This window comes from Vibrio sp. 2134-1, from assembly GCF_033339495.1.
This window is the reverse complement of record NZ_JAWOUS010001040.1, coordinates 1-500: the sequence shown is the minus strand read 5'-3', so window position 1 is coordinate 500 and position 500 is coordinate 1. Positions and strand designations below refer to the sequence as shown.

The 500-nt window shown below is 43.2% G+C and carries 1 protein-coding gene; it reads right to left on the bottom strand.

All coding sequences use genetic code 11. The features are described from left to right. Positions 1-102 precede the first annotated feature (102 nt). A partial coding sequence (locus R7R78_RS29930; RefSeq protein WP_318119964.1) for a DUF2780 domain-containing protein occupies positions 103-500 on the bottom strand: 398 nt, incomplete at its 5' end.

Here is a 500-nt window from a genome sequence, read left to right as displayed (position 1 = left end):
GGCTTTTTTGTATCTGTAATTTTCTCAAAAATGGGAGCCTACTATTTGTATGCTCCCATTCTTTTTACTTCTATTTCGGTGGGGATTTCGCTTAAAGCGAAATTACTTACCGCTCGTCCATAGACCGCTTAAAGACTTCAATAATCCCTCACTTGCTCCTTGCTCATTTAGGTAACCTAAAATCACTGGTGCAAATTGGCTGATCATCGATGGGTCTAGTCCTAGTGCATTAAATGCGCTTTGTACGGCACTCAAGCTTTCGATGTTACCTAACAGGCTTTGTGCACCTTTCAAGTTGGATAATCCAGGGATCAATGACTGCAATTCCGTGCTGTTTTGTTGAGACAGTTGGCTTTGAGCAAGTGCAATTAGGGCACTGCTGCCACCTGCAGCTTGTTCTGTCGAAACTGGTAGCTGACTCGTTAGTAGCTCAGTAAGAGGTGAAGATTCTGCATTTAGGCCTTGGCTTACCATATCCATAAGACCATTTTTGCTGCTCT